At 69.9% G+C, this 26,504-nt stretch carries 31 protein-coding genes and 1 tRNA gene; 25 read left to right on the top strand and 7 right to left on the bottom strand.

Annotation, left to right across the window (positions count from 1 at the left end):
* Nucleotides 1–317 precede the first annotated feature (317 nt).
* Nucleotides 318–1,118: an SGNH/GDSL hydrolase family protein gene (locus NQK81_RS30545; protein ID WP_257484249.1), complete on the top strand. Its 801-nt coding sequence runs from the start codon at nucleotides 318–320 to the stop codon at nucleotides 1,116–1,118.
* A complete protein-coding gene (locus NQK81_RS30540) occupies nucleotides 1,097–1,654 on the top strand; it encodes a TetR/AcrR family transcriptional regulator (RefSeq protein ID WP_257484248.1) in 558 nt (185 codons plus the stop codon). Before NQK81_RS30545 ends, NQK81_RS30540 begins: the two co-directional genes overlap by 22 nt.
* Here NQK81_RS30540 and NQK81_RS30535 read toward each other — a convergent pair.
* Nucleotides 1,642–3,075, bottom strand: a complete 1,434-nt coding sequence (locus NQK81_RS30535) for a phytoene desaturase family protein (protein ID WP_257484247.1) — start codon at nucleotides 3,073–3,075, stop codon at nucleotides 1,642–1,644. The two genes, NQK81_RS30540 and NQK81_RS30535, sit on opposite strands and share 13 nt — an antisense overlap.
* 95 nt (nucleotides 3,076–3,170) lie before the next feature.
* Here NQK81_RS30535 and NQK81_RS30530 point away from each other — a divergent pair, with 95 nt between their 5' ends.
* The 6 genes from NQK81_RS30530 (at nucleotide 3,171) to NQK81_RS30505 (ending at nucleotide 8,382) form a co-directional block, all read left to right on the top strand.
* Complete coding sequence (locus tag NQK81_RS30530; RefSeq protein WP_125782440.1) at nucleotides 3,171–3,905, top strand: DUF2786 domain-containing protein; 735 nt, start codon at nucleotides 3,171–3,173, stop codon at nucleotides 3,903–3,905.
* 84 nt (nucleotides 3,906–3,989) lie between these two features.
* Nucleotides 3,990–4,745 (top strand): GNAT family N-acetyltransferase, encoded by a 756-nt coding sequence (locus NQK81_RS30525; RefSeq protein ID WP_257484246.1) that lies wholly within the window; start codon nucleotides 3,990–3,992, stop codon nucleotides 4,743–4,745.
* Between the two features lie 28 nt (nucleotides 4,746–4,773).
* A complete protein-coding gene (locus NQK81_RS30520; RefSeq protein ID WP_257484245.1) occupies nucleotides 4,774–5,115 on the top strand; it encodes an ArsR/SmtB family transcription factor in 342 nt (113 codons plus the stop codon).
* Entirely contained in the window at nucleotides 5,112–5,381 is a 270-nt protein-coding gene (locus tag NQK81_RS30515) for a hypothetical protein (RefSeq protein WP_257484244.1), read from the top strand. The genes NQK81_RS30520 and NQK81_RS30515 overlap by 4 nt, the downstream gene beginning before the upstream one ends.
* Before the next feature lie 111 nt (nucleotides 5,382–5,492).
* Complete coding sequence (locus tag NQK81_RS30510; protein WP_257484243.1) at nucleotides 5,493–7,667, top strand: MMPL family transporter; 2,175 nt, start codon at nucleotides 5,493–5,495, stop codon at nucleotides 7,665–7,667.
* On the top strand, nucleotides 7,660–8,382 hold the full coding sequence (locus tag NQK81_RS30505; protein WP_257484242.1) for a class I SAM-dependent methyltransferase: 723 nt from the start codon (nucleotides 7,660–7,662) through the stop codon (nucleotides 8,380–8,382). The genes NQK81_RS30510 and NQK81_RS30505 overlap by 8 nt, the downstream gene beginning before the upstream one ends.
* On the opposite strand, the gene NQK81_RS30500 is transcribed toward NQK81_RS30505, so the two are convergent.
* Both NQK81_RS30500 and NQK81_RS30495 read right to left on the bottom strand, forming a co-directional pair.
* Nucleotides 8,379–9,701, bottom strand: a complete 1,323-nt coding sequence (locus NQK81_RS30500) for a UTP--glucose-1-phosphate uridylyltransferase (protein ID WP_257484241.1) — start codon at nucleotides 9,699–9,701, stop codon at nucleotides 8,379–8,381. The two genes, NQK81_RS30505 and NQK81_RS30500, sit on opposite strands and share 4 nt — an antisense overlap.
* Nucleotides 9,702–9,783: 82 nt before the next feature.
* On the bottom strand, nucleotides 9,784–10,305 hold the full coding sequence (locus NQK81_RS30495; protein ID WP_257484240.1) for a 5-formyltetrahydrofolate cyclo-ligase: 522 nt from the start codon (nucleotides 10,303–10,305) through the stop codon (nucleotides 9,784–9,786).
* 269 nt (nucleotides 10,306–10,574) lie between these two features.
* On the opposite strand from NQK81_RS30495, the gene glp reads away from it, so the two are divergent.
* The 16 genes from glp (at nucleotide 10,575) to NQK81_RS30415 (ending at nucleotide 22,853) form a co-directional block, all read left to right on the top strand.
* Nucleotides 10,575–11,846: a molybdotransferase-like divisome protein Glp gene (gene glp / locus NQK81_RS30490; RefSeq protein ID WP_257484239.1), complete on the top strand. Its 1,272-nt coding sequence runs from the start codon at nucleotides 10,575–10,577 to the stop codon at nucleotides 11,844–11,846.
* Nucleotides 11,846–12,517: a GNAT family N-acetyltransferase gene (locus NQK81_RS30485; RefSeq protein ID WP_126736877.1), complete on the top strand. Its 672-nt coding sequence runs from the start codon at nucleotides 11,846–11,848 to the stop codon at nucleotides 12,515–12,517. The genes glp and NQK81_RS30485 overlap by 1 nt, the downstream gene beginning before the upstream one ends.
* A gap of 161 nt (nucleotides 12,518–12,678) precedes the next feature.
* Nucleotides 12,679–13,488, top strand: a complete 810-nt coding sequence (gene sepX / locus NQK81_RS30480) for a divisome protein SepX/GlpR (RefSeq protein WP_257484238.1) — start codon at nucleotides 12,679–12,681, stop codon at nucleotides 13,486–13,488.
* Between the two features lie 72 nt (nucleotides 13,489–13,560).
* Nucleotides 13,561–13,633: transfer RNA gene (locus NQK81_RS30475), tRNA-Ala, on the top strand.
* Between the two features lie 165 nt (nucleotides 13,634–13,798).
* A complete protein-coding gene (locus tag NQK81_RS30470; protein ID WP_257484237.1) occupies nucleotides 13,799–14,143 on the top strand; it encodes a hypothetical protein in 345 nt (114 codons plus the stop codon).
* An 84-nt stretch (nucleotides 14,144–14,227) separates the two neighbouring features.
* Nucleotides 14,228–16,558, top strand: coding sequence for an XRE family transcriptional regulator (locus NQK81_RS30465; RefSeq protein ID WP_257484236.1), 2,331 nt, complete (start codon nucleotides 14,228–14,230; stop codon nucleotides 16,556–16,558).
* Nucleotides 16,559–16,679: 121 nt separating this feature from the next.
* The gene (locus tag NQK81_RS30460) at nucleotides 16,680–17,648 is read left to right on the top strand and encodes a hypothetical protein (protein ID WP_257484235.1); all 969 of its coding nucleotides are present in this window, start codon (nucleotides 16,680–16,682) and stop codon (nucleotides 17,646–17,648) included.
* Complete coding sequence (locus NQK81_RS30455) at nucleotides 17,645–17,971, top strand: hypothetical protein (RefSeq protein WP_257484234.1); 327 nt, start codon at nucleotides 17,645–17,647, stop codon at nucleotides 17,969–17,971. The genes NQK81_RS30460 and NQK81_RS30455 overlap by 4 nt, the downstream gene beginning before the upstream one ends.
* The gene (locus NQK81_RS30450) at nucleotides 17,968–18,687 is read left to right on the top strand and encodes an ESX secretion-associated protein EspG (RefSeq protein WP_257484233.1); all 720 of its coding nucleotides are present in this window, start codon (nucleotides 17,968–17,970) and stop codon (nucleotides 18,685–18,687) included. Before NQK81_RS30455 ends, NQK81_RS30450 begins: the two co-directional genes overlap by 4 nt.
* Nucleotides 18,688–18,721: 34 nt before the next feature.
* Entirely contained in the window at nucleotides 18,722–19,069 is a 348-nt protein-coding gene (locus NQK81_RS30445) for a YbaB/EbfC family nucleoid-associated protein (RefSeq protein WP_126736865.1), read from the top strand.
* Complete coding sequence (locus tag NQK81_RS30440; RefSeq protein ID WP_257484232.1) at nucleotides 19,066–19,383, top strand: WXG100 family type VII secretion target; 318 nt, start codon at nucleotides 19,066–19,068, stop codon at nucleotides 19,381–19,383. The genes NQK81_RS30445 and NQK81_RS30440 overlap by 4 nt, the downstream gene beginning before the upstream one ends.
* Nucleotides 19,380–20,141: a hypothetical protein gene (locus NQK81_RS30435; RefSeq protein ID WP_257484231.1), complete on the top strand. Its 762-nt coding sequence runs from the start codon at nucleotides 19,380–19,382 to the stop codon at nucleotides 20,139–20,141. The genes NQK81_RS30440 and NQK81_RS30435 overlap by 4 nt, the downstream gene beginning before the upstream one ends.
* Nucleotides 20,142–20,152: 11 nt before the next feature.
* The gene (locus NQK81_RS30430) at nucleotides 20,153–21,265 is read left to right on the top strand and encodes a serine hydrolase domain-containing protein (protein ID WP_257484230.1); all 1,113 of its coding nucleotides are present in this window, start codon (nucleotides 20,153–20,155) and stop codon (nucleotides 21,263–21,265) included.
* An 83-nt stretch (nucleotides 21,266–21,348) separates the two neighbouring features.
* A complete protein-coding gene (locus NQK81_RS30425) occupies nucleotides 21,349–22,332 on the top strand; it encodes a phage baseplate protein (RefSeq protein ID WP_257484229.1) in 984 nt (327 codons plus the stop codon).
* 45 nt (nucleotides 22,333–22,377) lie between these two features.
* The gene (locus NQK81_RS30420) at nucleotides 22,378–22,608 is read left to right on the top strand and encodes a hypothetical protein (protein ID WP_257484228.1); all 231 of its coding nucleotides are present in this window, start codon (nucleotides 22,378–22,380) and stop codon (nucleotides 22,606–22,608) included.
* Nucleotides 22,609–22,631: 23 nt separating this feature from the next.
* The gene (locus NQK81_RS30415; protein ID WP_257484227.1) at nucleotides 22,632–22,853 is read left to right on the top strand and encodes a hypothetical protein; all 222 of its coding nucleotides are present in this window, start codon (nucleotides 22,632–22,634) and stop codon (nucleotides 22,851–22,853) included.
* A 74-nt stretch (nucleotides 22,854–22,927) separates the two neighbouring features.
* Here the strand turns inward: NQK81_RS30415 and NQK81_RS30410 are convergent, their stop codons facing one another.
* The 4 genes from NQK81_RS30410 to NQK81_RS30395 are packed head-to-tail and all read right to left on the bottom strand — an operon-like array spanning nucleotide 22,928 to nucleotide 25,859.
* Nucleotides 22,928–24,187 (bottom strand): MFS transporter, encoded by a 1,260-nt coding sequence (locus tag NQK81_RS30410; RefSeq protein WP_257484226.1) that lies wholly within the window; start codon nucleotides 24,185–24,187, stop codon nucleotides 22,928–22,930.
* Complete coding sequence (locus tag NQK81_RS30405) at nucleotides 24,184–24,531, bottom strand: VOC family protein (protein WP_257484225.1); 348 nt, start codon at nucleotides 24,529–24,531, stop codon at nucleotides 24,184–24,186. The genes NQK81_RS30410 and NQK81_RS30405 overlap by 4 nt, the downstream gene beginning before the upstream one ends.
* Nucleotides 24,528–24,689 carry a hypothetical protein gene (locus NQK81_RS30400; protein WP_034305716.1) on the bottom strand — a complete coding sequence of 54 codons (162 nt, stop codon included), beginning with the start codon at nucleotides 24,687–24,689 and terminating at the stop codon, nucleotides 24,528–24,530. The genes NQK81_RS30405 and NQK81_RS30400 overlap by 4 nt, the downstream gene beginning before the upstream one ends.
* 9 nt (nucleotides 24,690–24,698) lie before the next feature.
* Complete coding sequence (locus NQK81_RS30395) at nucleotides 24,699–25,859, bottom strand: MFS transporter (protein ID WP_257484224.1); 1,161 nt, start codon at nucleotides 25,857–25,859, stop codon at nucleotides 24,699–24,701.
* Nucleotides 25,860–25,936: 77 nt separating this feature from the next.
* Here NQK81_RS30395 and NQK81_RS30390 point away from each other — a divergent pair, with 77 nt between their 5' ends.
* Entirely contained in the window at nucleotides 25,937–26,503 is a 567-nt protein-coding gene (locus NQK81_RS30390) for a helix-turn-helix domain-containing protein (protein WP_257484223.1), read from the top strand.
* Nucleotide 26,504: the final 1 nt, after the last annotated feature.

Below are 26,504 nucleotides of genomic sequence, written 5' to 3'. Positions count from 1 at the left end.
AAACCCGCGCACCGGCGTGCACGTCTCGATCGGCACTGACCATGCCTCGTGAGAGGAATCAGCTGGTCGGCGTACGGCGACGCCCCACCGGACACAAGATCAAGCGTCGGCACGCGGCATTTCCTGAGGCGGAGCTCGCACAGCCTCACGACCCCCGACAAGTACCTCCGGACGCCATCACCACCACCGCCGACCAGGTCCGGACACCGACATCTTCAGCCGGACAGGACACTGCCAGGCCCGGGCCGAGTAGACAGCGTCTACATCAGTTTGATAGACAGTGTCTACAAGGTGAACTAGCGGTTACGGAGATCTGGATGGGCTACCAACGTTTCGTCGCGCTCGGCGACAGCTGCGCCGAAGGGCTGGCCGATCCGCATCCGTCGGGTGGCTTCTACCGGGGCTGGGCCGACTTCGTCGCGGCACGTCTCGCCGAGGACGAGCCCGGTTTCCGTTACGCCAATCTCGCGGTCCGCGGCCGCAGGCTCGACCAGATCCACGCCGAGCAGACCCCGGCCGCGAGCAGGCTCCAGCCGGACCTGATCGCCTTGTTCGGCGGCGGCAACGACGTGATGAGCCGCGGCTGGGACGCGCGCACGGTCGCCCGCCGCGTCGACACGGCCGTCCGCGCCTGCACCGAGATCGCGCCTCGGGTCGTCACCTTCACCCTCAGCGACATCTCCCACCGCATGCCGCTGGGCCGCCGCATGCGCCCGCGCCTCACCGCGCTGAACGACGCCGTCCGCGAGGCGTCCGTCAGCTACGGCGCGACCCTCGTCGACCTCTGGCCGGACGACGCCGCGCACGATTCCCGCTACTTCGGCCCGGATCGGCTGCACCTGTCCGAGCAGGGCCATCGGCGCCTGGCCGGGCACGTCCTCGGCAAGCTCGGCGTCTCCCACGACCCGGCCTGGCTCGCCCCGCTGCCCGGCTCGGCGGGACGCCCCGGTCTGCGCGCGGATCTGCGCTGGCTGACGCGGGAAGTCCTCCCGGTCGCGGGCACTCGCTTCCGCAACCGGCTCATCGGCCGCCAGCCGGGCGACGGTTTCCTGCCGAAGCGTCCCGAACTCCTGCCCGTCCACGAGGAGACCCGGTCGTGGGCGCCCGAACCCGCCTGATCGACACCGCGGCGAACCTGCTGGCCGAAGAGGGCGTCGGCGCCGTGACGCTGCGCGGGATCGCCAAGGCCGCCGGCGTTTCGCACGGCGCGCCGCTGCGGCATTTCCCCGGCCGCGCGGCCCTGCTCTCGGCGGTCGCCACTCGCGGCTACACCGAACTGCTCGATCGCGGCACCGGCCTACCGGCCGGGACACCGCGCGAACGGCTCATCGCGGCCTGCCACGGCTACCTCGATTTCGCGCTGGCCAATCCGGCGATGTTCGAGCTGATGTTCCGCCGCGACCTCATCGACGCGGACGATCCCGAACTCACGCGGGTGAGCAGCGCGGTGTTCGACTTCTTCGCCGGAATGGTCGCCCAACTGCAGGAAGGCGGCTGGCATCCCGCGACCGATCCGCGACTGCTCGCGTCCTCGCTGTGGGCGTCGCTGCACGGTCTCGCCCAGCTGTGGCTGTGGGGCGGGCTGGCCGGTGCGAGCTTCGCGCCGTCACCGGAAAGGGCGTTGGCCGTCACCCTCGACGCCTATCTCGGCTGAACCGGGAAGTCCTTGCCCAGTACGGCTTTCGCCGCGTGCCAGCCGCCCATCCCATGGACGCCCGGCCCCGGCGCGGTCGACGCCGAACACAGGAAGACGCCGCCGAGCGGGGTCCGATGCGTGTTCCACCGGGCGACCGGCCGTCCGAGCACCTGCCGCAGATCCACCGCCCCGGCGGCGACGTCACCGCCGGGATAGTTCGCGTTGTACGCCTCGAGTTCCGGCGCGGTGAGACAGCGGCTCGCCAGTACCGTGTCGGAGAATCCGGGCGCGAAGCGTTCGATCCGCCGCCGGATCAGCTCCGTGACGTCACGCGGATCCCCTTGTGGTACATGGCAATACGCCCACACCGGCCGTTTCCCCGGCAGCCCGCGGGACGGGTCGAGCGCCATCGGATCCGAAACGAGCACGAACCGGTCGTCCGGATCCTCCCCGCGCGCGACGGCGTTTTCGGCGGCGAACACCTCGTCCCGCGTGGCTCCGAGATGGACGGTGCCCGCCTTGCCGACCTCCGGCACCGCCCACGGCACCGGTTCGGAAACCAGGAAATCGACCTTCGCCACGCCGGGTCCGTAGCGATAGGACTCCAGCGCCCTCCGGTATCGCGGCGGCAGCAGATCACCGGCGATTTCGAGGAAACCGCGCGGGGCGACGTCGAGGATCACCGTGCGCGACTTCGCGAGTTGCCGCAGATCGGTGATCCGGCTGCCGGTGTGGATCCGCCCGCCATGCGCCCGGACGTCGGCGGCGAGCGCCTCGGTGATGGTCTGGCTGCCGCCGCGGGCGATCGGCCAGCCGGTCGAGTGAGCCAGGTGGCCGAGCAGAAGTGTGGCGCCCGCCGCGGCGAGCGACGGCTGACGGCCCATCACGTGCGCGGACACTCCGGCGAGCAGGGCGGGTGCCTCCGGGCCGGTGAACAGGCGGCGTTCCAGACCGGCGGCGAGCATCGCGATCCTGGCCGGGAGAAGAGCGGCGACGCGGGGATCACGGGGAGGATGACGAAGATCCCCGAGCAGGAGTCCGGCCAGTTCGCGGCTGTGCTCGGCCAACGGGCCCAGCAGACGGCGCCACCGGGGTCCGTCCGCGCCTAGGGCGTCACAGGTCCGGTCGAGGTCTTCGTAGGCGAGACCGGCTCGGCCACCGTCCAGAGGATGGGCGTACGCGACCTCCGGCCGGAGGAGATCGACGCCGTGCGCGGCGAGATCGAACCAGCGGAAGAACGGGGATGCCGCGGCCAGCGGATGCCCGGTGGCGCAGATATCGTGCCGGACCTCGTCTTCGAACAGCGAAGCCGTGCGCGTCCCGCCGCCGATCTCGTCCGCCGCCTCGTGCACTTCGACCGTCCGCCCCGCTCTGACCAGCAGGACCGCCGCCGCGAGCCCGTTCGGACCGGAACCGACCACCGACACGTCGACCGCCATAGTGCCCCCTTGCCGGGATCGGCGACAGCTCACCCGAATATTGTCGGACCTCTCTCCTAGATTGATCCGCTCCAACCCAATCAGGAAGGAGGGCCATGCCCGACCATGACACGCTGCTCGCGCGCGTCCGGAAACTCCTCGCGAAGGCGGAGGACCCGGCGGTCACCGAGGCCGAAGCCGAGTCGTACAACACCAAGGCCGCCGAACTGATCGCCCGGTACGGCATCGATCAGGCGCTGCTGGCCGCCTCCGGGGCGACCGCGGACGAGATCACCCAGATCATGATCCCGCTCGACAACCCGTACAGCCGGGACAAGGCGGGGCTGCTCACGAACATCGCGCATCCGCTGCGCTGCCGGGCCCTGCTGCACCGGCTCGGCCAGTCGGTCACCGCGGTCACGGTGTTCGGATTCCGCTCCGATCTGGAACGCACGGAACTGCTGTACACGAGCCTGCTGCTGCAGGCGACCACCCAGCTGACCCGGGTCCGCCCGGAGAACCGGGTGTTCGCGGGCGAGTCGCTGGCGGCCTACCGGCGAACCTGGCTGCACGGGTTCTCCGGCGCGGTCTACGAACGGCTCCGCAACAGTGAGGACACCGCCGCCCGGACCCATACGACCGCGGCCGGTCACCGCTCGGCCGAGCTCGTGATCCAGGACCGGACGGCGATGGTCAAGCAGGCGTACGACGAGCAATACGGAGACCTGCGCTCGGCACCGCCGAGGCGGCTGTCCGGCAGCGGCTACCTCGACGGGCACTCCGCCGGCGAGCGCGCCAACCTCAACACCACCGGCATCACCGGACGGCGCCGCGCGCTGCCCGTGCGCTAGCCCGGTCGCACCACCGCGCACGGCGGAATCCGTGCGGCGAAAACCACCTCGTGAGAATCGCGTGTCCTCGGGTCTACTGAGGACATGATCGTGATCGAAGACCTGGCCACCCGGCCCGATTTGCGCGAACCCGCGCTCGCCCTCGGCGGTGTCGGCGGCGAATTCCTCCAGCACGGCCTGGCGGGCCTGCTGGCGAAGTCGTCCCACCTGGCCGCCCGCTGGCCGGAATACTTCCTCGTGCTGCTGGAAGACGGCGCGCCCGTGGCGAGAACCGCCGCCGTCCCCGTCGGCTTCCCGACGGCCGAACGCCCGGAGCTGCCGGACCACGGCTGGGACGCCGCCCTGATCTGGGCCGCGGAAGACCTGATGAGCGCCCGTGAGACGAACACCCTGATCGCACTCGAAGTGATGGTCGCGCCAGGCCGCCGTGGCGGCGGCCTGGCCACAAAAGCATTGGAAGCGTTGAAGAAGCGCGCCTCGGAAACGGGTATGCGCAAGCTCGTCGTGCCGGTCCGCCCGGCCGGGAAGGAGAACGAACCAGGACTGTCCTTTGAGGACTACGTCGGCCGCCGTCGCGCGGACGGGCTGCCGGAGGATCCGTGGCTGCGCACGCATGAACGGCTCGGCGCGCGGTTCGTCAAGGTGGCACCGTTCGCGATGACGGTCACCGGCACCTTCGCCCAGTGGAAGACGTGGACCGGCGTCGAGCTCCGGGACGGCCTCACGGCCGTGCCGGGCGGGATCGCGCCGGTGCTCGCCTCCTCGGCGCTGGACGTCGGCGTCTACACCGAACCGAACGTCTGGCTCGAGCACCTGGTAGCCGAAGCCAGCACCTGCTAGATTTCTTTGGCATGTGCAGGAGCTCGGCATGACCGCCACCGGACCGTCCGGCGACGAGCTGCTGCGGCTGCTGGGGGCGCTGGCGAATCCGCACCGGTTGCGGATCGTCGCGGCGTTGCGCGCGGAACGCGCGTATGTCAGCCAGCTGGCGCGAGAGCTCGGCATCAGCCGGGCACTGTTGCAGCTCCACCTGCGCAAACTGGAGGCGGCCGGGCTCGTTTCGGCCACCTTGGAGCTGTCGGAGGACGGGAAGGCGATGAAGTTCTACGAGGTGGAACCGTTCCGGGTCGAGCTGAGCCCGGACACCATCGCCGCCGCGGCGCCGACATTGAGCACACCGGCACCGGACGACGAGGGGGAACGAGCGTGAAGTGGCATCAATGGCAGGAGGTCGCCGGGCTGATCGGCATCTTCGTGTTCCTCACCGTGGTCATCACGGTGGTCGTGTGGCAGTTCGGCGCGACCATCCGGGCCAGGGGCGCGCTCGCGCGCGAGCAGGAATACCGCAGGCTCGCCGAAAAGGCCGTCCAAGCGCAGGAAGAGACCGAACGCAAACTCACCGAACTCGACGGACGCCTCGCTGAGCTGCGGAAGAGCGTGGGCACGGTCGAGCGGATCCTCAAGGAGGTCGACTGACCGGCCGGTGAAAAGAGCCTGGGCCGCCGAGCGGCAACTCGACGGCCCAGGAAAGAAGAAGCAAAACCTCGCCCGAGGCATCTCACTCCTTCACGTAAAGGACTGTAGTTCATGCTGCCCGAAAAGATCGCCGCGTGGTCCCTGCGGCATCGCGCGCTCACCCTCGTCGGCTGGGTCGCCCTCGTGGTCGTCGCCCTGCTGTCGGGAATGCTGCTGGACGGTGAAAGCCGCCGGAGCACCGATCCCGGCGAGTCCGGCCGCGCGCAGACCGCGCTGAACGCGCAAGACACCTTCGACCCCTTACGCGAGAACGTCCTCGTAGCGCCGAAGGAGCCCGGCTCGCCTCCGTTCGCCGCGAACGAAGAACTCCGGCGGGCGACCGAAGACCTGGTCACCACGCTCGCCGGGTCCGGCGCCGTCACCGACGTCCGCTCACCGCCGGCCCACGGCGAGCGGATCTCGGCCGACGGCACGTCCGGGCTCGTCGGCTTCGCGATCGCGGGCGGGGAGAAGGACGTCCGCCCGAACTTCGAGACCGCGACGGCGCGAGTGGCCGAGGTCGCCGCCCGGCATCCTTCGGTCCGGTTGAGCCAGTCCGGGGACCTCAGCCTGTCGACCGTGGTCGACAAGGGCATCCGGGAGGACGTCCAACGTTCGGAGCTGCTTTCGCTGCCGCTAACCCTGGTGATCCTGCTGATCGTCTTCGGGGCGCTGGTCGCCGCGTCGGTCCCGTTGCTGCTGGCGGGAACGAGCGTCGCGGCGACGTTCGGCTTCCTCTCCGTCGTCGACGACTTCACCCCGATCAACAGCGCGACGACGGTGATCACCCTGCTCATCGGGATGGCGGTGGGCGTCGACTATTCGCTGTTCTTCCTCAGGCGGCAACGGGAAGAACGCGCGCGCGGCCACTCCGTCGACGACGCGATCCGCGTCGCGGCGCGCACCTCCGGGCATGTCGTGGTCGTTTCCGGCGTCACGGTCGTCCTGTGCGTGGGCGGGCTGGTGTTCACCGGACTCGACAACTTCACCGGGCTCGCGATCAGCACGGCGTTCGTGGTCGGGCTGGCCGTGCTCGGCGGGGTCACCGTGCTGCCGGCGCTGCTCTCCCTGCTGGGTGACAAGGTCGATCGCGGGCGGATTCCCTGGCTGGGCAAGCGGCGCACCGCCGCGGAGAACTCGCGGTTCTGGTCCGCGACCGCTCGCGTGGTCACCCGGCGGCCGGCGTTGTGGGGCGGCCTCGCGACCGCGCTGCTCATCCTGCTCACGCTGCCCGCGCTCGGCATGCGCCTGCAGGATCCGACCCCGGCGGAGAGCCTGCCGCGCTCGATGGTGACGATCGACGCCGCCGTCCGCACCCAGGAAGCCTTTCCGGGCGTGGCCTACCCCGCCACGGTGGTGCTGACGGCCGAACGCGGCGGCCCGGTCGACAGCCCGGCGCTCCGGGTGGCGATCACGGATCTCGAACGACGGATCGGCGAATCCTCCGGTGTGCTGAACAAGCCCATCGCCGTGGCGAACGTCGACCAGGCCGTGGTCGTCCGTGTCCCGTTGTCCGGCGCGGGCCGCGACGCGGAAGCCGACGCCGCGCTCGCGAAACTGCGCACCGAAGTACTTCCCGAAACGATCGGCAAGGTGGACGGCGTCGAGTTCGCGGTGTCGGGCCGCACGGCGAACGCCCGCGACTTCGCCGACCGGGTGATCGAGCGGATGCCGCTGGTCTTCGGTTTCGTCCTGCTCGCGGCGTTCTTGTTGCTGCTGCGGGCTTTCCGGTCCGTGCCGGTGGCACTGGTGTCGATCGTGCTGAACCTGCTGTCGATCGGCGCGGCCTACGGCGTGCTCACCTGGATCTTCCAGGACGGCCATTTCGCTTCCCTGCTGGGCTTCACCCCGTACGGCGGGGTGGTGGGCTGGCTGCCGATGTTCATGTTCGTCCTGCTGCTCGGGCTGAGCATGGACTACCACATCTTCATCCTCAGCCGGATCCGCGAACGGCGGGCCGAAGGCGCCGTCACCGCGATCGTCCGCGGCACCGGCACGAGCGCTGGGGTGGTCAGCGGGGCGGCGGTGATCATGGTCGGCGTGTTCAGCGTCTTCATCACGTTGAGCGCGATCGAGTACAAGATGATGGGCGTCGGGATGGCCGTCGCCGTCCTGATCGACGCCACTCTGATCCGCGGTGTGCTGCTGCCCGCCTTCCTGGCGGCGCTGGGCGAACGGGCCTGGCGGCGCGACCGTAAATCCGTGGCCCGCGAACGCGTCCCGGAACTATCGTCGCCGAATGCCTGACGCGCTCTTCGCCCACGCCCGGCTCGCACCGGTCTACGACGCCTTCGACGGCGCTCGCGACGATCTGGAGCACTACCTCGGCATCATCGGCGAACTCGGGGCGAAGAGGGTGCTCGACGTCGGCTGCGGCACCGGCTGCCTGGCCGTTCTCCTCGCCGCGCGAGGGATCGAGGTCGTCGGTGTCGATCCCGCGAAGGCGTCATTGGAGGTCGCGAAGGCCAAAGACCCGGAAGGGAAGATCACCTGGATCCACGGCGACGCGAAAGCGGCGGGTGCCGCCGGGGCCGATCTCGCGGTGATGACCGGCAACGTGGCACAGGTCTTCCTGACCGACGACGAATGGCGCCGGACGCTCGAAGGTATCCGCACCGCGCTGGTGCCTGGCGGTCACCTCGTCTTCGAGATCCGCCGCCCCGGTCGGCGCGCCTGGGAGGACTGGGCCGCCGACACCGCGCACGAGGTCATCGACGTCCCCGGCGTCGGCGAGGTCGAGCAGTGGCGTGAGGTCACCGAGGTGAACCTCCCGTTCGTCTCGTTCCGGTACAGCTACCGGTTCTCCGACGGCGAGGTCGTCACCTCGGACTCGACGCTGTGGTTCCGCGAACGCGACGAACTGGAAGCCTTGCTGGCGGAGCACGGTTTTCGCGTCCTGGACATCCGGGACGCCCCGGATCGTCCAGGACGCGAGTACGTGTTCATCGCCCAGCGGGACTAGAGGACTTCACCGTCCGGAACGGTTTTCGGCCCGGTGATCTTCACGTCGCCGCGGACGACGACGTTCTTCCCGAAGGTGACGTCACCGTCCACGGCGAGGCTCGTGCACTCCTTGAGCGAAGGCGCCGAAGGGATACGCGCGTCGAAGTCCGGCAGGAGCTTGTAGAACTCCTTGCTCAGCGAAACGACCGGCGGGGTGGTGGTGAACTCCGGGATCATCTCCCCGCTCTCGTCGAGAACGTACGCGTCGGACCGGACGACGAGCAGGTCGTCGGTGGTCTTGACCGGCGCGAACCGGGTCCGCGGGATTTCGATGGCCCGCGCGCCCTCGACGGAGCCGATCGCCGCGCCCATCGCCGTTTCGAGCTGGATCACCGGCGTGCTGGCCGCGTCGGCCGGATCGACGGTCTTCCGGTTCACGATCAGCGGCAGCTGCGGCGCGGCCGGGTCGGCATCCTGCAGGGCTTTCAGGCGCTCGAGGTCGATCCAGATGTTGTTCGTGTTGTAGAACCGCCACTTGCCGACATCGCCGAACGAGTCGTCGCCGTCGGGGACCTGCGCGGATTCACGCAGGACGATGCGGCCCGCGCGCCGCGCGAGGTGCCCGCCCTTGCGGTCGGCCGCGGTGCCGAGCACCGTCTCCATCGCGAACGGGATGCTCTCCTTCGCCATCCACGCGGCGATCCGCGCGTCCGGCAGCGCGCCGAGGTTGTCGGCGTTGGACACGAAACACCAGCGGACGCCCTCCGCCAGCAGCGTTTCGAGCATCCCGCTCACCGCGAGCGCGATGTAGATGTCGCCGTGCCCCGGCGGGCACCACTCGAGTTCCGGGTTGGACGGCCATTCGGCGGGCCTGCCGTCGGCGGTGATCTTCGGCTCGCGGCCCTGCAGGAAGTCGGCCGGGATGACGTCGTCGGCGAGATCGGGGTACTTCTTCAGCAACTCCAGCGAAGGTTCGCGGGTGCCCGCCGAATTCATCAGGATCAGCGGAAGCCGCGCGTTGTACTTCTCGCGGATGGAGAGCACCTGCATGGCGATGACGTCGAGGAACGTCTTGCCCGGCTTGATCTCCAGCAGCGACTTCGGCCCGGTGAGCCCCATGCTCGTGCCGAGCCCGCCGTTGAGCTTCAGAACCGCGGTGCGGTCCAGGACGCGGCGTCCTTCTTCGGCGTCCGGCTCAGGCAGGTCGACGAGCTTGCTGATGTCCTCGAGTGGTTCGAGTTCGTCGCCCGGCAATTGGCCGGCGCCGGGTTCGGACAACTGCTCCAGGCGCCGCCGCAGGGCCGCCAGCTCCATGGCGTGGGCCCCCGCGGAACGCATTTTCGACAGCGTTTCGGCGAACTGATCGGACGGGTGCGCGTCAGAGCTCATTATGCCCTTTCTGAACCACTGCGTCGGGTTATCAGTCTATTACCGGGCGCGGAGCCAGCCCGTGCTCCGGGGTCAGTACCCCGGTCATGCGGACGTCATGCGGTTCCGCGGGCAACGCGCGCACGAGTTCGGCGTCCCGGACGACGGCGATCAGCGCGGCGTCCGGCGCGGCGAAGGCGAGCGACCGGTCGTAGTACCCGGCGCCCCTGCCCAGCCGGACCCCTTCGTCGTCGACGGCGAGCGCGGGGATCAGCACCAGATCGGCCGTCCCCAGCGTGTCGGGACCGAGGCGGCGCCCGGTCGGTTCGAGCAGCCCCCGCAGCCTGCCGGGCGCGAGACTCGACGGGCCCTCGAACGCGGCCCACTCCAGCGGCCCCGGCGTGCCGGGGACGATCGGCAGCAGCACGCGTTTCCCCTGGTCGAGAAGTTGATCAAGCAGCGCCGTCGACCCCGGTTCGGTGCCGAAGGGGACGTAGGCGCACACGACCTCGCCCGGCAGCCGGGCGGCCGCGGCGGCGAGCGCCACCGCCTCCCGCGCGCGCACTTCCGACACCTGCGAACGTCGTTCGGCGGTTATCCGGGAACGCCACTCCGCTTTGCTCAGGTGTTCATTGCCGGGCTCGCCCACATGGTCAGGTTAGGCTTCACGCCTATGACAGGCGCAGCGACCACCCCGGCGGCACGGACCACGAGGAGCTTGCCCGATCGGGCGATTTCCGCGGCTTCGGACCGCATCACTCCTGGTAACGGTGGTGAACTTCAGTTCACCGACGGGCCTTCATCGCGTGCCTGGTCGAACGAACGGATCGAGATCCCGCAGTCATGACGGAGCCCATCGCCGAAGCGGCCGAGACCGAAGACGCGGGACAGTTCCGTTCCGTCGAGGACCAGATCGCGCTGACCCTGGACGCCGCGGTGCGCCCGCGCCCGGTCCGGGTCGCCATCTCCGAGGCCCAAGGCCTCCTGTGCGCCGAAGAGGTCGTCGCCGAACACGCGCTGCCCGGTTTCGACCAGGCCGCCGTCGACGGCTACGCGGTACGAAGCGTCGACGTCCGCGCCTCGGGCCAGGAGCCCGTGCAACTGCCGGTGGTCGGCGAGATCGCCGCCGGTTCCCGCCAGCCGCGGCGGTTGCAGCCCGGCCAGGCCGTGCGGGTCGACACCGGCGCGCCGCTGCCCACGCTCGCCGACGCCGTCGTCCCGACCGCCTACACCGACGGCCACCAGGCCAAGGTCACCGTGCACAAGTCCGTGCCGTCGGCGGCCTACGTGCGCCGGACCGGCGAGGACGTGCAGATCGGCGACGTCGCCGTGCGCAAGGGCGACACCATCGGCTCGGCCCAGGTCGGCCTGCTCGCCGCGGTCGGCAGGGCGAAGGTCCTGGTCTACCCGCGGCCCCGGGTTTCGATCGTTTCCGTGGGCGACGAACTGGTCGACATCGACCGCACCCCGTCGGTCGGACAGGTCTACGACGTCAACTCCTACGCGCTGTCCGCGGCCGCGCGGGACGCGGGCGCCGAGGTGAGCCGCGTCGGCATCGTGCCCGGCGACCCGAAACGGCTGCGGGAGGTCGTCGAAGGGCGCCTGCTGATGTCGGAGATCGTCGTCGTCGCGGGTGGCGCCGGCGGAAGCGCGGGCGACGAGGTGCACGCGGCGCTGTCGGACCTCGGCCACATCGACATGACGCGCGTCGCCATGCACCCCGGATCCGTGCAGGGCTTCGGCAGGCTCGGGCCCGATTCGGTGCCGACGTTCCTCATCCCCGGCAACCCGATGAGCGCGCTGGTCGTGTTCGAGGTCCTGGTCCGCCCGCTGATCCGCGCCGCGCGCGGCACCCGCAACCCGCACCGCCGCATCGTCGGCGCGCGGCTGCTCTCCCCGATCACCTCGACCAAGGGACGCAAGGGTTTCCTGCGCGGCCAGCTGCTGCGCGACGAGGGCAACGGCGAATACCTGGTGCAGCCGCTCGGCACCTCCGGCGCGCATCTGCTCGCCTCACTGGCCGAGGCGAACTGCCTGATCAACATCGACGAAGACCTCACCGAGGTCGCCGCGGGCGAGCAGGTCAAGGTGACCTTCCTGGCCCAGCGGGCGTAATGGGCGCACCGATTTCCGGCGTCGCGTATCCGATCGAGAGCAGGCATCCGGGCTGGCCCGCGAAGCTGGGCCCGCTCCGGGTGCCCGCCGGGATCCTCGCCGTCCGGCCGGTCCGGCTGCGGGACGCCGGCGACTGGAGCCGCGTCCGGCTGCGGGACCGCGAACACCTCGAAATGTGGGAACCGACCGGCGTCGGACCGTGGCCGGAGCGCAACGCGTACTGGTCGTGGCCGTCCCAATGGCTGGCGCTGCGCGGCCTCGCCAGGCGCGGGCAATGTCTCCCGTTCACCATCACGGTGGATGGACGCTTCGCCGGGCAGATCACTGTGGGTAACGTCATCCGGGCGTCGCTCCGGTCGGCCTGGATCGGCTACTGGGTGTCGTCGGACATCGTCCGCGGCGGCGTCGCGACCGGCGCCGTCGCCCTCGTCACCGACCACGTCTTCGACTTCGGCGGACTGCACCGGCTCGAAGCGACCGTCCGCCCCGAAAACACCCCCAGCCTGCGGGTTCTCGCCAAAGCGGGCTATCGGCAAGAGGGTCTTTTCGAGCGCTACCTCGATGTCGCGGGCGGCTGGCGGGACCATTTCTGCTACGCCGTCACCAAGGAGGAGACCGGTGACGGACTGGTCTCGCGGCTCGTCGCGAAGGGCCTCGCGGAGCGCGTTTGACCCCGTCACCGGGTCGTTCCGGTGACCGCGTTACCACAAGCTGTGAGATTCACCTAATTTGGTGATGCATTTTCCGTGATCGAAACCGGCGAGTCTGCGCGGCGTGTGTGACTGTTGTGGCTAGCGTGACTACAGCAGTGGATCGGGGGAGGTGACGGGAGATGCCCAGTTCGGTGATCATCGTCGCGCTCGCAGCGGCATGGCTCGTCGTTCTCGTGCCCATGGTCGCCCGCAAGCGCCAGCAGGTCGCACGGACGACGGACTCGGCCTTGGCGGCGCGGGTCGTGCGGAGCGGGAGCACACGCCACGAGGGACCGGAGGAGTTCGCGATGGCGGAAAACACGGAACCATCGGTTGAAGACGACCTGGCCGAACTCGAGGCGGAGCTCGACGCCGACCTCGAAGACGAGGCACCGGAGGCCGAGCCGCTTCCCCAGCCCTCGCGCACGGCCCGGCCCGAAAGAGAACGCCAAGCCACCGGCTACCGGCCAGGCCGGGGCGGATTCGACCCGGAGGCGGCGGACATCGCCGCGCGCGCCAAGTACGCGTTCCGGCAGCGGATCGTCATCGCGCTCCTGGTGCTGGTGGTCACCACCGCGGCCGTCGCCGGCTTCCTGACCCCGACGGTCTGGTGGGCCAACGGTGTCGTCGACGCCGTCCTCGTCGGCTACCTCGTGTACCTGCGCCGTCAGGTCCGCATCGAGAACGAGATCCGGCAGCGCCGCCTCGCCCGCTTCAACAGCACCCGCGCCCCGCGCCGCCCGGCGGTCGACGACGAGGAAACGCACGAGTCCCGTGAGGACATCGAGGTCGTCGCCACCGAACGCCCGGCCGTCGTGGAGCGCAAGCCGTCCCCGATGTCCCGCCTCCGCCGCCAGGCCGTCGTCGTCGACCTCGACGACGAGGACCCGGCCTTCCACGAGCTCGACGAGCCCGGGACCAGGCCTTTCCGACGGGCCTCCGGAGAGTGACCCCCCTGCGTTCGAGGCTCCAGAGCCACTGCTAAGCTCATGGAGCCTCAAACGCAGGGGCAAGCTTTACCAGGGGCTGTAGCGCAGTTGGTAGCGCGTCTCGTTCGCATCGAGAAGGTCAGGGGTTCGATTCCCCTCAGCTCCACAGTTCGAAGGACCCGCACTCGGGCAGAGTGCGGGTCCTTTGCGTTTCACGCCACTCGACCAGGTCAGGTCAGGGTATTGGTGTAGCAACCTGGTGAACCCTCGCAGCTTTTCGACCGCGTCCTCCGGCACCGGGTCGGGATGGAAGTGCGTGACCTTGTCGCGGGTGACCCGGGTCGAAGCTGTCGACCTTCCTATCGCAATACGGCTGAATGGAATCGACGTCGAAGGAGCGCCTGATCCAGCTCACCCAGCTGAAGAACGGCGTCGCCGACTCGCCGAAGCGCTTCGCGACATCGCCGGTCGTGACAATGCCTTCGATGACCTTGCTTTCGTTCAAGACGGAGACGAAATCGCGCTGCTGAAGCGTAGGAAGCACCTCGAACACAGAAGGTCAGAGCTAGGACCGATTCCACACCATGCCGGTTTTCACTTCGAGAACCACCCTTTCCTTGCCGATTTCGTCAGTACACATGTCGCAATTGACGAATACGGAACAGCGCATCACTGACCGGGCCCACCTGCTGCCGTTCGTGGCCGGTCCGCCACTAGGATGATCACCCGTCGCACAGCGGATCTGGGAGGGACGTCGCCTGTGGCCGGTCGGTTCGGCGTTCTCCTCCGCGACGCCCGCCGCCGGGCAGGTCTGACGCAGGAAGGCCTGGCCGCCCGCGCAGGCGTCGGGGTGCGAACCATCCGCCGTCTCGAAAACGGTGGGGGCACCGACCCTCGCGTCGGCACCGTGACGTTGCTCGCCGACGCCCTCGGCATCACCCCGCGCGAGCGCGCCGACCTCCTCGCCGCCGCCGACGGCAGGCAGCCGGACGAGCCCGTCGAAGTGCCGCCCGAGGACGCCGGCGAGACACCGGTGGTTCCGGCCCCGTCCCTCGTCGTCGTTCCCGACGAGGTGTCCGAAGCGGCGGACCACCTGGCCACGATCATCGCCACCCGGCTCCGGCGCGAGGAGGAACTGCGCCGCGTGCACGATCCGTTCCCCCTGCCCGTTCGGTGGCGGACCGCCGCCGACCTCGCCGACCACTGGGACAACATCTGCCGCGTTCCGCACGGTATGACCGCCGCACCGCTCGACCTCTCTGGCGAGATCGGCGACATCGCGGGCATCTACCGCGGCATCCCCTCACGGAAACTGGTGCTGCTCGGCCGCGCTGGAGCGGGCAAGACCGTGCTGACGCTCCGATTCGCGCTCGACGCGCTGGCCGTCCGGAATCGCGGCGGTGTCGTACCGGTGATCTTCACCATCGGTTCGTGGGACCCGACCACGACGCCGTTGCGAACCTGGCTCGTCGAAACGCTTCAGCGGGACCATCCCGGTCTCTCCGCCGAGGCACCCGGCGGCTCGACGCTGGCGGCCGTGCTGGTCGACACCGGGTACATCCTTCCCGTCCTCGACGGCTTCGACGAGATCGCCGAGGGCCTGCACCGGCCGGCGCTCGAAGCGCTCAACTCCCTCTCCGGACCGCTGTTCCTGACCAGTCGCTTCGACGAGTACGAGCGTGCGGTCACCAACGTCCACACGCTGACGTCGGCCGCCGTCGTCGAACTGACCGACCTCACCGTCGACGACCTCGCCGGTTACCTGCCCCGAACGGCACGGCGACTCGCTCCCGGCGGCGCGGCCACGGCGTGGGATCCGGTCTTGGCCGCCTTGCGGGACACCGAAGCGCCTGCCGCGAACCTGGCCACGGTCCTGAAAACCCCGCTCATGATCGGGCTCGCCCGTACGGTCTACAGCGACTCGCGCGACCGCGATCCGGCGAGCCTGCTGGACATCGACCGCTTCCCGACGGCGCAGGCTCTCGAAGAGCATCTGCTCGACACCTTCGTCCCCACCGTCTGGGAAGCCGGCGACGTCCAGCAGCGCTGGGACCTCGAACAGGTCCGGCACTGGCTGGGCTTCCTCGCCGACGACCTCGACCGGCGGGACACCGGCGATCTCGAATGGTGGCGGATGGGCGGCTCGCTGACGCGCCGGTCGCGCGTCCTCCTGGTGACCGCCTCCACCTGGCTGACCACGGCGCTCGTCATCTGGTTCGTTCTCTGCCCGCTCAATTCGCTCACTTCCGGGCTGCCGTTCCGGTTACCCGTCGTTCTCGTCGACGGGCTGGCCAGCGGGGCCGTGATCGCCGTTCCGTTCGGTCTGCTGTATTCGCTCCTGGTGGTCCGCAAGACCGGGCACCTCGAACCGACGCGCGTGCGGTTGCGGCTGTTCGACCGGCGGGCACGCCGTCCCCGCCTCCGGCGGAGGATCGCCGTCAGGTTCGCGGCGGGGGTGGCGGGCGGCGTGCTGGCGGCCGTCGTCATCACCTTCGTCGGTGTCTTCGTGCGGGCACTGTCACCGGATCTCGTCGTCATCGACGATCTCGGTCGTCTCCTCCGCCTGATCCTCATCGACATCACCGTTTTCGGGCTCGCCTTCGGCCCCGTCTGTGGCGGGTTGCTGGCGCTCCTCACCGTTCTCGAGGTGCCCGCCAACCTGACCACCGCCACCAGCCCCGCCGACCTGCTCGCGGCGAACCGCTCGACCGTGCTGCGTGTCGTCGCGTTGTTCGCGCCGGTGTTCGCGATCGCGATCGGCCTCGGCGCCTTCGGGGCCGCTGCCGCGCTGGAGGACCTCACGGGGCCGTCCTTTCACCTCGTGAAGTCGTTCAGGGTCAGTGCTCTGCTCGGGCTCACCGCGGGACTCGTCACGGCCTCCGCGTACGTGATGACCTTCACCGCGTGGGGCCAGTGGCTGGTCTTCGCCCGCGTACGGCTCCCCCTCCTCCGGAAGCTGCCGTGGGCCGTCACCGCCTTCCTGGACGACGCGTACCGGCGAGGAATCCTGCGCCAGTCCGGCGCCGTCTACCAGTTCCGGCACGCCCGGCTGCAGCACCACCTCGCCAAGGCCTACCGCGCCCGGCGCTAGGGCCTTTTCGCAGCTCAGCACCACCGGCCGTAAATGGCCGCCGCTCGGCCTTCCGGCTCCGGCACGCCCGCCGCCAGCATGGGTCGCGTCGACAAGCGGTCCGTGGGAAGGGGGAACCGGGGTGAGTGCCGAGACCGCGCCGGAGGGCGAGGTGCGCTGGGAGGCCTACAGCCACGAAGAGCTGCACCGGATGCTGTGGCAGGACGCCGACGTCACGAACGTCAGCACGATCGCCGCGGACTGGTCCGGACACCGGGCGGCCTTGGTCAACCACGCCGAGGTGCTGCGCGAACAGCGCGCGGCGTTGCTGGACGGCTGGCGGGGCAGCGGCGCGGAGGAGGCGGCCAGGCGACTGCTCACGCTCGCCGACCGGGTGGAGAAGATCGCGGAGCTCGCCCACGCCGGCGAGCGGGCGGCGCAACAGGCGGCCGACGCGCTGGCATGGGCCAGGGCCACGATGCCCGCCCCGGCGGACGACCCGGTCGCACCGATGACGAGCATGTTCCTGGACTGGACCTTCGGCGGAGCCGGTTTCAGCTTCTACGCCGCCACCGCCACGACCGACGTGCGGAAGCAGCGCGCCGTCCAAACGATGCGGACCTACGAGTCCAGCCTGACGAATTCGGGCAGGCTGATCGGTCGGGCACAGGGCACGATCCCGGCCGCGTCGGCCACGCCGGGCGGTGGCGGCACCACGGCGAGCGCCTCACTGCCGGATGGCACCGCCCCGAGCGGGTCTTCGTGGCAGCGCCTCACCGGGTCCGGCGCGGTGGGACAAGGCCCGGCCGTCGGTGCCGGGACCACCGCCGGGCCCGGCGCCTTCGTGAGCCCCCTCGCGCACGGGGTGCGGGTGGGCACGGCGGCGCTGCCGTCCGGGTCCGGCGCGATGGTGGCGCGGGCGCCCGCCGAGCCGGCCGCAACGCGCACCGCCTCCGTGGGCCCGTTGGTTCCGCCTGGCACAGGCACGCACGGCCGGTCCGACGAGGACGACCACACGAACCAGCTGCCGACGATCGACCACGCGCTGTTCCCCCTCGCGGAACCCGCCAGTGAGGCGGTCATCGGTCTTCCCCAGCAGGAGTGGCGATGAGCGAGGGTCGGGGAATCGAAGTCGAACTGGAACTGCTCGACGCGCGCATCACGACGCTGGCCGATCTCGGCGATCTCACCGCCGATCTGGTGGGAACGGCGAGCAGGCTCGCGGAACGGCTGCCGTTGCTGGGAACCGCACCACCCGCCGCGCATCTGGCGAACCGGCTGCGGGAGGCCGCGGGAGGCTCCGGACTCACGGGCGAGATCAAGGCAGCGGAACGCGAAGTCAGGGAATACCAGCAGCTGCTCGCGTCCGCCAAGCGCAAGTACCAAGAACAGGACGAGCGATCCGGCGACGACCTCAGGGGGCGGACGTCATGACGACCATCGCCACCCCGCTCGACGAACACGGCGGCCGTTTCGAGCTCGTGGAGCTGGATCTACTCGCGACGCACGCGGGGGTACCGCTGCCTTTCCCGTTGCGGATTCCGTCGTTCGGCCGGATCGCGGGCGAACGCGAGGCATCGCTCCGCGCCGCGGGCGGTTCGCTGACGGAGCGTGGCCTCGCCACGGCGGACGGACCAGCAGGCCTGGCCGCGGCTCTGGTCGCCGCGATGCGCGGGTTCCACAGCTCGGTCGATCTGGTGCTGGCCCGCGACGGAATCTTGACGGGTTTCGCGGCCATGATCCACGAAGACCGAGCGATCCTGTGCGGACAGCCGCTCGGTGGCACACCGAGCCCGGTGACCGTCATGAGGGTCGCGTACGACGCACTGGCCGACACGCTCGCGGGGCTCCTCCCCGAGATGCCTGCCGCACCGACCCTGCCGATCACCTTGCCGCCGGGAGCCACCGCTGACGACCCGGCCGTCGAAGCGCTCGCCGACGTGCTGCCTTCGGTCGTGGGACGCGGCCAGCTCGGTGTCGTGCGCGGATCGGGCACCGAGAAGCGGCCACTCGAACTTTCCTGGCTGGACGCTCCTGCGGGGAGAGTACGGATCGATCACGACGACCGCGGCTGGGTGAGCGTCAACCCGTTGCGGCACAACGAACTCGTTCACGTGCTACGCGAAGCGGTGGCATCGGCCGCCGGATGACGACGCATTCCATCGAACAAGGAAGGGGAACACCATGGAGCCGGCACAATGGCTCGCCGACTACCGAGGCCGGCTCGAACGCGCCGCGGACGGCGCACGACAGGCCAGGGAGAGCCTCGAACAGGCGGGGGCGACGGCCCGTTCACCCCGGGGTGAGGTCACCGTCTCGGTCAACGCGGCGGGCGTGCTCGAAGATGTCGCGTTGACGCCCTTCGCGCGCAAACTCGAAGCCGACGCGCTCGCCGCGCTGATCGTGACCACCGCACGCGTGGCACAGCGTCTCGCCGGGGAACGGATGGCCGACGTGATGGCGGGGTATCTCGGGGACGGCCCGGCGCTCACCCAGCTCACCCGGCACCTCTCGCCGGAGGTCGTGCGATGACCGCGGAACGGTCCTACACCGTCGATCCCGGCCAGTTACGCCGGCACGCGGGCCGGCTCGCCGCGCACGCCGGCCAGTTGTCGTCGCTCGGCGCCGCGCTGCCCGGCGAAATGCCGTCGGCTGCGCTCGGGCCGTTCGCGCAGTGCTTCACCGCGGGCATCGGCGCCGCGATGAACCGGACGAGGGAAGCGTTCGCCCACACGGCGTCGGTTTTGGACGACGTCGGCGACGGCATGCGGAGGGCGGCCGAGCTGTATCAGAGCACGGACGAAGGCCACGCCGCCCGCCTGAACCGCGACGGAGGCCTCCGATGACGACGGCGGTGGAGATCAACACCGCCCTCGCCGACCTGCGTATCGCGCGGGATTCGGTCGGTGGCAAGGAATGGTTGTCCGCGGAGCTCAGCGGCGAGCCCGCTGTCTCGCTCGGCATGCTCGGCTCGACGGCGAGCCCGCTTTCGGCGCTGAGCAGCGCGGGGTGCGACTTCCTGACGCCGATGATCTCGTTCCTCGAAGAGCCGCTCGGGCAGCTTCGCGGCGAGCCTGGGTCGGTGTCGGCTCCCTCCGCCGAGCACGACAAGGGCGCGCAGGGCGCGAACTCCGTCGCCGAGGATTACGGCTCCACGACGGAGAACGAGACGAGCGAATGGTCCGGGGACGCCAAGCGGGACTACACCGCGACGGCGACGAAACTGGTCGAGGGGATCAAAACGGTCGCGGAGTCGGCGGCGGCCAACGCGAAGGCGATGGTCGCCGCCGGTGAGGTGGTGGCGCAGGCCGTCGACATCGTCACCCGCCTGATCACCGAGGCCGTCGGGAAGATCGTGCCGATCATGACCAGGGCCATCGCGGCCGCGCCCGCGACGTTCGGGGCCAGTATCGCCGAGGCGATCCCGGAATGCGTGGCGATCGCCGTCGAACACGGCGGCCGGATCGCGGCGAAACTGGGCGAATTGCTCGCCAGCGGCGAAAACCTCGTGAAATTGCTCGAAGGCGTCGCCGGTGTGCTCGACGTCGTCGAGAAAGGCCTCACCGCTATCGGTGACGCCTCCGCGAACTCCGGAAAAGACTGAGGGAGAAGAGAATGGGAACGAAGATCCAGCGGATCGCCGGTGTCGCACTGGCCGTCGCACTCGCCGTGCCGGTCGCGCCCGCGGTGGCGGCCGAGACCGGCGATCACGCCGCCACGCAAGCCGTACTCGATCGCTACCAGCGGAAGGTGGGCCCCGGCGCGGCCGTGCACGCCGGCGACGCCCAAGGCTCGTGGACCCTGTCGAGCGGCTCGGCCACCTCCCCCGGACAGCGGCCCATCACGGCGGGCGACCATTTCCGGATCGCCAGCCAGACCAAGACCTTCACCGCGGCCGTGGTGCTCCAGTTGTTCGACGAGGGGCTCGTCGAACTCGACGCTCCCATCGAGAGGTACCTGCCCGGCGTCGTCACCGGGAACTACGACGGCACCGTCATCACCGTGCGCCGGTTGCTCAACCACACGGCGGGCTTCCCCCACGACCCCGCCGGCGCGAAGACCAAGCCGGACGGCACGTTCGACCTGGCCGAGCTGGTGCGTGCCGCGATGGACGACAAGCCGGTTTCCGCGCCGGGCGCCTACCACTACTCCAACGTCGGCTACCTGGTGCTCGGCCTGCTGATCGAGAAGTTCACGGGCAAGTACGTCGGTGACGCGATCACCGAGCGGATCGTCGAACCGCTCGGATTGACCGGAACCTCGTTCCCGCCGCCGGGAAAGCGGACGCTCACCAGTCCGTACCTGCCCGGCTACCAGGGTTTCCAGCTCGGTGGCGGCTACTTCTGGGTCGATATGACGACCTCGTTCGAGCTCTCGAAGTGGAGTTCGTCGGCCGCGATGGAATCCACCTTGACGGATCTCGCGAAGTTCGGGCGTGCGCTCGTTTCGGGCACTGTCGTCTCGCCGAAGGCCCTCGCCGAGATGCGCACCGTCGTGCCGTGGACGCCGGGCGCTTCCGCCGGATACGGGCTCGGGCAGTTCAGCATCCAGCTGTCCTGCGGCGACGTGGCCTGGGGACACGACGGTGCCCTGCCGACCGGGCACGCGTCGCTCACGCTGACCACCGACGACGGCCGGTTCGCTTCGGTCGTGACCAACACGAACAAGTTCCCGACCGATCCGAGCGGTATCGACGTCGCCAACGCCGCCCTGTGCGAGGGGAGGTAGATCGGTGAGCCGGGTTGTACGAATCTTGTACGCGCGTGAACAACCTTCGATCGAACCGCGAAACCCGACGAAGGCGAGCGCTCATGTCCGAGCAGGTGCCCCGATCCCCGTTCTCCCGACGTTCGCTGCTGCGCGCCGGTGGTGGTCTCGCCGCGACGACGGCACTGCTCGGCTCGGGCGCGGTGTTCGCCGCGCCGGCTTCGGCCGCGGTGCCGGCGTCCAAGCGGTTCGACCTCACCAAGCCGTCGTACGACGAGTTTCGCAGCAAGATCCTTCACGAGTCGCATCACGTGATGCAGGGTTTCGCCTTCGACAACCAGAACGTGCGCATCTTCATCGTGAACGCGCGCAACGGCGGGACCGGTGACGACCTGTGTGTCACGCAGGTCAACTTCTCCGGTGAGATCCAGGGCTCGATGCATCTCAACAACGCCGGGCACGGGGTGTCGATCGGCGTCGAACCGGTGGGCACCGACTCCTACATCTGGATGGAATGCGATTCGGACGGACCGACGGGCACCGGTCGTGGCACGGCGCTGGCCAGGTTCAAGTTCGTCAACGGTGGCACGCCGTCGGTGAAGAAGTTCCTCACCGGCAGCAAAACGATCACCTGCGCCACCGACCCGATCAACAAGCGGATCGCGGTGCGCCGCAACGAAGGCGGCAAGATGTTCTACAGCGTCTACCCGCTCGCCTCCGCCGCGGCCGGTGACTTCAGCTCGCCGCTGGCGCATTTCGCGCAGCCCGCGTTGTCCACCGTGCCGGTGACCTTCCAGGGATACACCATTTACGGCCAGTATCTGTACACATTGGATGGTGAAGGACACGCCGATCCCGCCGACATCAACTCGTACGTCACCTGCATCGACATGAACACCGGCACGGTGAAGAGCCGCGCGCTGACCAAGGCCGGGCAGTCGCTGGTGTTCCGCGAGCCGGAGGGACTCGGGATCTACCGGAGCCTGGCCGGCGAGACCCGGCTGTACATGGGTTTCGGCTCGCGCAGCAGCATGGAGAACATCAATCGCTACGCGAACCTGTTCTACAAGAACGTCCTCATCGACTGAAACACCGAAGAGGCCTGTCCCGGAAGGACAGGCCTCTTCGGACGGATGACACTTGTCGCGCGGGGTGTTCTGGTAGGCGGCGAGCCGCCGTCCTGGCGGGCGGCGGTCGACGAGGCGCGGATCGCGTTGTGGTCGGCGCCCCCGGACTCGCCCTTGTACAGCACGCCGCCCCGGGTCAGCGGCACCGCGGCGTCCGCGGACAGGAAGCGCAGGGTGACGGGCTTGCCGCAGGCGGCGGGCCGGGCAGGGAAACCCGTGCTGCTCAACGCGGGATGAACTCCACCATCGAGGAATCGCTGGTGGCGGCCGAGTACATCGCGCAGCGCGGCTGTCTCGACATCGTGTTGTGCGAGCGCGGGATCCGGGCCTTCGAGACCTCGACCCGCACCACGCTCGACGTTTCGGCGGTGCCGGTGGTTCAGCATCTTTCGCATCCGCCGGTGATGATCGACCCGTCGCGTTCCGATGGTGGACGCCGGCGGCGTGCGCGTGCACCCGCATCCGGGGCAGGCGTTCTGTGACGGGCCGCAGGCGTTGGACGCGCTGGGCAGGCGGCCGATGGTCGAGCCGTGGCGCCATCTTCGGGCCGGCTGATTCATTCCCGGCGGGCCGCGGCGTAGGCGGCGGCCGCCAGTGAGGCCGCGAAAAGCGCGTAGGAGGCGAACAAACCGGTGCCGGATGAGCTCAAGGCGCCACCGACGGCCCGGCCCAGCAGCTGCCCGACGCATTCCGCGGTGATGACGGCGGTCGCCAGTTCCGCGGCGGTGAAACCGCTCGTACCCGCGGTCGTGGCTCGGATGTACAGACCCGGGTAGGCGAGTCCGACACCGATCCCGGCGACGGCCCAGGCGGCGAGAGCCGTGGCGAACGAATCTCCGAAGGCGAGGACGGCGGTGCCGAGCGCGGTCATTCCCAAGCCCACGACGGGAAAGCGCGCCGACGTGAACTTGGCGGCCACCAGGCTCGTCACTGCCCAGCCGAGCGGGGCGGCGCTCAACACGATCGCCGCCTGCCCGAGGCTCACCTGGTAACCGCTCGTCAGGAGCACGGTGATGAGACTGTCCGCGCCGAAATAGCCGATGGCGAACAGCACCATCGCGCCGAGCGCGGCGGGGGTCCCCGGCCGGAGCCGTGCGGTGCCCGGCGGCAGGATCGCGATCATCCCGGCTACGGTGATCGCCGCCCCGGCGAGCGCGAGCGGCCAGAAACCCGCGCTGAACACGACGAGTGCCGCTCCCAGCGGTACCGTCAGCGTCTTCGCGAGCGGTCGCTGTCCGTCCTCTGTGGACGGTTCACCGCGGGCCGCGCGCACGACCAGCAACCGTCCGAAAAGGACGAACGGCACCGGGAGCAGCAGGGTCCACCGCCAGCCGACGAGATGCTCCAGGCCCAGCGTCGCGGCCGGGCCGAGCAGCGCGGGCACGATCCACATCGCCGAGGACGCCGCGACCACGCGGATCCGCAGCCGGTCGTCGAGATGCCGGATCGCCGAGCTGATCCCGAAAATCGCCAGCAGGCCACTGGCGAGCCCGGCGGAGAACTGGCCGAGGGCGAACATCCACGCCGCCCGTGCCGTCGCGGCGAGAAGCAGCCCGCCGAGATAGGCGGCCATCCCGACGGCGAGGGTTCCGCGCGGGCCCAGCCTGCCGAGAACGCGGCTCGCCAAGGGAAGCGCGACGAACAGCCCCAGTGTCGAGCCGGCGATCAGGAGCCCGAGGTCGTTCCTCGCGTCGAGCTCGGCGGCGACGATCGGCAGCAGGCTGGAAGCGACGAAACCGGTGACGGCCGCCGCGAATTCGAGCGCGACGATGCCCACCGCGAGGAACAGCGGGCCCGCGCGCCGGGTCTCGGTCACGTGTAGAGGTCGCGGTCGTACAGGTTGAGCTGCACCCACACCCCGTCCGGGTCCTGGACGCGCATCGAGTGACCGAAACCTTCGTCCATCGGCGGTCCCGGCTCGAACCCGGCCGCCCGCAGGCGTTCCGCGACGTCCTCCAACGGTTCCTCGGCCTCGAACGCCAGCTCGCAACGGCCGACGTCGTCGCCGGAGGACCGGTGGATGGCCAGCATCCCGCCCGCGGCGGGCATCTCGACCCAGCCGCCGGGCCGCGACACGGGCCCGGTGCCGAGGCCGAGCGCCTCGTAGAACCGCGTCATCGCCTCGACGTCCGCGCTGTAGCGGATCGGCATGACCTTCATCGCTCACGTTCCTCACTGGTCCGCAGCAGGTACTCCTCCAGCACCCGTTCGACGAACGACGAGAGCGACTCGTCGGCGTCGACGGACGCGTGCTTCACCCGCTTGATGAGGTCGTTCGGCAGGTAGACGTTGAATTGCCGCTTGGTGACCTCAGCCATGCTCGCATGCTAGCAAGCAAGCATGCGATCACGCGAGCGGTCGAGGAGCACCAACGGGATCGTGGCCAGCGCCAGTGCGGCGCCGATCCACGGGATGGCCGTCAGCGACGCCCCCAGGTTCAGCGCCCCGGCGGCGAAGGCCGGGGTGAGGCTGATGCCCAGCTGGAAGGCCGAGACCGTGGTCGCGCCGGCGAGGGTCGGGGCGGCAGCGGCGATCGTGAAGACCCGGCCGTAGAGCGCCGGATTGAGCACGAAGGCCGCGACACCCAGCAGGAACACGGTCGGCACGACCACCAAGGCGGAAGACGCGAAAAGCGCGAGCAGCACCGAAAAGCCCGCGATGCCGACGGCGCCGCCCAGCAGCGCGTGGTGCGGCCGGCGGTCCGAGATCCGGCCGCCGAGCGACAGTCCCGCGAAGGCGCCGATCCCGAACAGCGCGAGGACCGCGGGGATCCAGACCGCGGGCAGGACGTCCGCGAGCATCGCCGCCAGGTAGTTGAAGGACACCATGTACGCGGCCGTGCTCAGGATGGTGACCGCGTAGACGCCCCAGAGGCGCGGCGTCCGCATGGCGCGCAGTTCACCCGACAGGCTCGGCGCGGTGGACGTCGTGGCAGGCAGGCCGACGGCACAGGCGGCCACACCCAGGACGGTGAGCGCGACGACGCCCCAAAAGCCGCCGGTCCAGTCGGTGAGGTTGCTCAGCAGGGTGCCCGCCGGTCCCCCGGCGACCATGGCGACGCTGAGCCCGGCGACGACGACACCCGAGGCGCGGGCGTTGCGGTCGGGCGTCACCAGGCTGATCGCGGTCACGGCGGCGACGGCGAAGAAACCGGCGTAGGCGAGACCGGCGACGAACCTGGTGATCAGGAGGATCCAGTAGTCGCCGGAGAGCAGGCCGATCGCGATGGCGGCGGCGAAGACGGCCTGCGTCGTCATCAAGGCCGTCCGCCGCGGCCACTTCAGGCTCAGCACGGCGAACGGCGGGCCGCCGAGGACGACACCGAGGGCGAACGCGGTGATGAGCGCGCCCGCGGACGACAGGGAGACGCCGAGATCGGCGGCGGCCGCGGGTAGGACGCCGGCCATCAGGAACTCGGCGCTCCCCATCGCGAACAGGCTGAAGGACAGGAGATAGACCCCGGCGGGAAGGCGTTTCGTCTCGATCATGCCGCCAGCATCGGGAGCTTTTGGCTGTTTCGGCAAAGAACTTTGCCGGAACCGGGACGACCTGCTGTGCTGGCGGCATGGAGAGCCAACCCACCGTCACCGCGGCGATCGAACAGATCGCGCCCCGGCTGCGCCGCGCCAGGGAGAAGAAGGGCACCACGCTGGTGGAGCTGAGCCGCGCCACCGGCATCTCCACCAGCACCCTGTCCCGGCTCGAATCCGGGCAGCGCAAACCGAGCCTCGAACTGCTGCTGCCGGTCATCGCCGCGCTGGGCCTGCGCGTCGACGAGATCGTCTCGTCACCGAGAGTGCTCGACGCCCCTGTGGACGGCCGGGACGGGCGTGTCCTTATCCCGCTCACCCGGCACGAGGACGGCCCCCGTGCCTACAAGATGACGATCCCGGCGAGCGACGACGAACCCCACCCGCGAACGCACGGCGGCCGTGAGTGGCTGTACGTGCTGCGCGGCAGGCTCCGGCTCGTACTCGGCGACCAGGACGTCGTGCTCGGCGCGGGCGAGGCCGCCGAGTTCGACTGCCGGACGCCGCACTGGTTCGGTGCCACCGGCCGCGGGCGGGTCGAGGTGCTCAGCCTCTTCGGCGAACAGGGCGAACGGGTCCACGTCCGCGCCCGCACCCGGTAGT

Source organism: Amycolatopsis roodepoortensis (assembly GCF_024628825.1).
In the GTDB taxonomy this organism is placed as follows: Bacteria; Actinomycetota; Actinomycetes; order Mycobacteriales; family Pseudonocardiaceae; genus Amycolatopsis; species Amycolatopsis roodepoortensis.
The sequence above is the reverse complement of the archived record's forward strand: the minus strand, read 5'-3'. Positions and strand labels throughout refer to the sequence as shown.

Excerpts from the sequence above, each read along its gene's own strand:
- NQK81_RS30545 (WP_257484249.1), top strand. The coding sequence starts at position 318 with ATGGGCTACCAACGTTTCGTCGCGCTCGGCGACAGCTGCGCCGAAGGG.
- NQK81_RS30535 (WP_257484247.1), bottom strand. The coding sequence starts at position 3,075 with ATGGCGGTCGACGTGTCGGTGGTCGGTTCCGGTCCGAACGGGCTCGCG.
- NQK81_RS30530 (WP_125782440.1), top strand. The coding sequence starts at position 3,171 with ATGCCCGACCATGACACGCTGCTCGCGCGCGTCCGGAAACTCCTCGCG.
- NQK81_RS30525 (WP_257484246.1), top strand. The coding sequence starts at position 3,990 with ATGATCGTGATCGAAGACCTGGCCACCCGGCCCGATTTGCGCGAACCC.
- NQK81_RS30520 (WP_257484245.1), top strand. The coding sequence starts at position 4,774 with ATGACCGCCACCGGACCGTCCGGCGACGAGCTGCTGCGGCTGCTGGGG.
- NQK81_RS30510 (WP_257484243.1), top strand. The coding sequence starts at position 5,493 with ATGCTGCCCGAAAAGATCGCCGCGTGGTCCCTGCGGCATCGCGCGCTC.
- NQK81_RS30505 (WP_257484242.1), top strand. The coding sequence starts at position 7,660 with ATGCCTGACGCGCTCTTCGCCCACGCCCGGCTCGCACCGGTCTACGAC.
- NQK81_RS30500 (WP_257484241.1), bottom strand. The coding sequence starts at position 9,701 with ATGCGTTCCGCGGGGGCCCACGCCATGGAGCTGGCGGCCCTGCGGCGG.
- glp (WP_257484239.1), top strand. The coding sequence starts at position 10,575 with ATGACGGAGCCCATCGCCGAAGCGGCCGAGACCGAAGACGCGGGACAG.
- NQK81_RS30485 (WP_126736877.1), top strand. The coding sequence starts at position 11,846 with ATGGGCGCACCGATTTCCGGCGTCGCGTATCCGATCGAGAGCAGGCAT.
- sepX (WP_257484238.1), top strand. The coding sequence starts at position 12,679 with ATGCCCAGTTCGGTGATCATCGTCGCGCTCGCAGCGGCATGGCTCGTC.
- NQK81_RS30455 (WP_257484234.1), top strand. The coding sequence starts at position 17,645 with ATGAGCGAGGGTCGGGGAATCGAAGTCGAACTGGAACTGCTCGACGCG.
- NQK81_RS30450 (WP_257484233.1), top strand. The coding sequence starts at position 17,968 with ATGACGACCATCGCCACCCCGCTCGACGAACACGGCGGCCGTTTCGAG.
- NQK81_RS30445 (WP_126736865.1), top strand. The coding sequence starts at position 18,722 with ATGGAGCCGGCACAATGGCTCGCCGACTACCGAGGCCGGCTCGAACGC.
- NQK81_RS30440 (WP_257484232.1), top strand. The coding sequence starts at position 19,066 with ATGACCGCGGAACGGTCCTACACCGTCGATCCCGGCCAGTTACGCCGG.
- NQK81_RS30435 (WP_257484231.1), top strand. The coding sequence starts at position 19,380 with ATGACGACGGCGGTGGAGATCAACACCGCCCTCGCCGACCTGCGTATC.
- NQK81_RS30430 (WP_257484230.1), top strand. The coding sequence starts at position 20,153 with ATGGGAACGAAGATCCAGCGGATCGCCGGTGTCGCACTGGCCGTCGCA.
- NQK81_RS30425 (WP_257484229.1), top strand. The coding sequence starts at position 21,349 with ATGTCCGAGCAGGTGCCCCGATCCCCGTTCTCCCGACGTTCGCTGCTG.
- NQK81_RS30420 (WP_257484228.1), top strand. The coding sequence starts at position 22,378 with ATGACACTTGTCGCGCGGGGTGTTCTGGTAGGCGGCGAGCCGCCGTCC.
- NQK81_RS30405 (WP_257484225.1), bottom strand. The coding sequence starts at position 24,531 with ATGAAGGTCATGCCGATCCGCTACAGCGCGGACGTCGAGGCGATGACG.
- NQK81_RS30400 (WP_034305716.1), bottom strand. The coding sequence starts at position 24,689 with ATGGCTGAGGTCACCAAGCGGCAATTCAACGTCTACCTGCCGAACGAC.
- NQK81_RS30395 (WP_257484224.1), bottom strand. The coding sequence starts at position 25,859 with ATGATCGAGACGAAACGCCTTCCCGCCGGGGTCTATCTCCTGTCCTTC.
- NQK81_RS30390 (WP_257484223.1), top strand. The coding sequence starts at position 25,937 with ATGGAGAGCCAACCCACCGTCACCGCGGCGATCGAACAGATCGCGCCC.